Genomic DNA, 2325 nt, shown 5'->3' on the forward strand with positions numbered 1-2325 from the left:
AACGCGACTTATCCTTACTACAGTGATGCAATTTGGTATCTAACACAGATGCGTCGTTGGGGGCAGATCTCTGAGCATAAGTCAGATGATTGGTACATGGAAACGGCTAAGAAAGTATATCGTCCAGATATCTACGCGACAGCAGCGAAAGCATTGATCGAAGAAGGTAAAGCGAAAGCTTCTGATTTCCCTGAATTCGATTCAGAAACTGGCTTTAAGCCACCTCAAACACACTTCATTGACGACCACGTTTACGATGGTTCAAAACCAAATGAGTACTTGCAGAAGTTCCCAATAGGTTTGAAAGGCAAAGACTTAATTTAAGCCGTAACGAAGTTAGCACATAGCCTAATTTGCTGAGTGCATAGTCCTCGCACTCGGCAAGTTTTATAGGCATAAAGGAGAAAGATATGTTTAAACAAGCGGTGATGCCTACTACTGGTGGATTAAGCCAAGTAGGTGAAAAATTGAAGCAGCTCTCGACTGCACTCGCATTACCCTTGCTTGGGTTAGTATGTTTTTTAGGTCTGTGGAACGCTGCAGCACAAAACATCGATACCTCGCTAGGCCAATTCCCAGGCCCTGTTCAAGTATGGGAACAATCAAAGAATCTATTGAATGAACATCAGGCAGAGGTTGCTAAGGCAGAAGCCTTTTATGAGCGACAAGAACAACGCAATGAAGCGCGTATGGCAAAAGATCCAGACTACGTGCCTAAAATCCGCCCTTATACAGGCGCACCAACGTTCTTCCAGCAAATTTGGACGAGCTTAGGTACGGTTGCAACCGGATTCTTTATCGCATCAATTATCGCCGTGCCATTAGGGATTTTATGTGGTTTGAGTAAATCGGCATATGCTGCGATTAACCCTTTAATTCAGTTATTTAAACCGGTGTCACCGCTTGCGTGGTTGCCATTGGTAACAATGGTCGTGAGTGCTGTGTATGTATCAAACGACCCAATGTTTTCGAAATCCTTTATCACTTCAGCTGTCACGGTATCGTTGTGCTGCCTATGGCCAACGCTGATCAATACCGCAGTGGGTGTTTCTAGTATTGATAAAGATCTTATAAATGTGAGTAAGGTTCTGCGTTTGAACCCAATCAATCACGTTATAAAAATTGTTATGCCGTCATCGATTCCAATGATTTTTACGGGCCTTCGTTTGTCATTAGGTATTGGTTGGATGGTACTGATTGCTGCAGAGATGCTCGCTCAAAACCCAGGCTTAGGTAAGTTTGTTTGGGACGAGTTCCAGAACGGTAGTTCAGCGTCACTCGCACGTATCATGGTAGCAGTGTTGGCAATCGGTATTATCGGATTTTTATTAGACCGTTTGATGTTAGTTATCCAAAAGCAAGTGAGCTGGGATAAGAGCGCAACATTACGTTAAGCGCAGGAGGATTTAAGATGAGTACAGGACATTTAGAATTATCAGGCGTTGGTATTGATTTCCCTACACCTAAAGGGCCATTTACAGCCTTACAAGACGTAAACTTAAAGATTGAGAAAGGCGAGTTTGTGTCTCTTATTGGTCACTCAGGTTGTGGTAAATCAACGGTACTGAACATTGTTGCAGGCCTGCATCAAGCGACAACTGGCGGCGCTATTTTGGATGGCAAAGAAGTGAATGAGCCAGGCCCAGAGCGTGCAGTTGTATTCCAAAACCACTCTTTATTACCTTGGTTGAGCGTTTACAAAAATGTTGAGCTAGCGGTGAAACAAACAAGTAACGGCCGCAGTAAGGCTGAGATGAAAGACTGGGTGCATCATAATCTTGAATTAGTGCACATGACCCATGCCTTGGATAAATTACCTTCTGAAATTTCCGGTGGTATGAAGCAACGTGTTGGTATCGCTCGCGCTTTGGCGATGGAGCCAAAAGTATTGCTCATGGATGAACCTTTCGGTGCACTCGATGCGTTAACACGGGCTCACTTACAGGATTCTCTTATGGAGATTCATGCCGAGCTTGGTAACACCGTCATTATGATCACGCACGATGTTGACGAAGCTGTTCTATTGTCTGATCGCATTGTGATGATGACTAACGGACCAGCGGCAACGATTGGCGAGATCTTAGATGTGAAACTAGATCGACCTCGTGATCGTTTGGCGTTGGCAGATAATCCTGAGTACAACCACTATCGTCATGAAGTACTTACCTTCTTATATGAAAAACAGAAAAAAGTTGAGTCTGTCGATAAGCATAAGAAAAAAGAAGAGTCTTCTGAGAAGGTCGTTACAGATCAAACCGATTCGAATGCAGCATAGTTGCTGATTGATTCACTCATTACGAGTTTGCTTATCAGAGTAAATTGTCT

The 2325-nt window shown here is 43.6% G+C and carries 2 protein-coding genes and 1 pseudogene; all 3 read left to right on the top strand.

Annotated features, from left to right (window positions below):
• A pseudogene (locus A3762_RS20085) lies at nucleotides 1–324 on the top strand (nitrate ABC transporter substrate-binding protein); the annotation flags it as partial.
• An 86-nt stretch (nucleotides 325–410) separates the two neighbouring features.
• Nucleotides 411–1394, top strand: a complete 984-nt coding sequence (locus A3762_RS20090) for an ABC transporter permease (protein ID WP_082869133.1) — start codon at nucleotides 411–413, stop codon at nucleotides 1392–1394.
• Nucleotides 1395–1411: 17 nt separating this feature from the next.
• Nucleotides 1412–2275 carry an ABC transporter ATP-binding protein gene (locus A3762_RS20095; RefSeq protein ID WP_068475968.1) on the top strand — a complete coding sequence of 288 codons (864 nt, stop codon included), beginning with the start codon at nucleotides 1412–1414 and terminating at the stop codon, nucleotides 2273–2275.
• The last annotated feature ends 50 nt before the right edge of the window (nucleotides 2276–2325 follow it).

Source organism: Oleiphilus sp. HI0125 (assembly GCF_001635355.1).

What these genes read in the sequence shown, in the direction of transcription:
- A3762_RS20090 (WP_082869133.1), top strand. Translation starts at nt 411, where the DNA reads ATGTTTAAACAAGCGGTGATGCCTACTACTGGTGGATTAAGCCAAGTA.
- A3762_RS20095 (WP_068475968.1), top strand. Translation starts at nt 1,412, where the DNA reads ATGAGTACAGGACATTTAGAATTATCAGGCGTTGGTATTGATTTCCCT.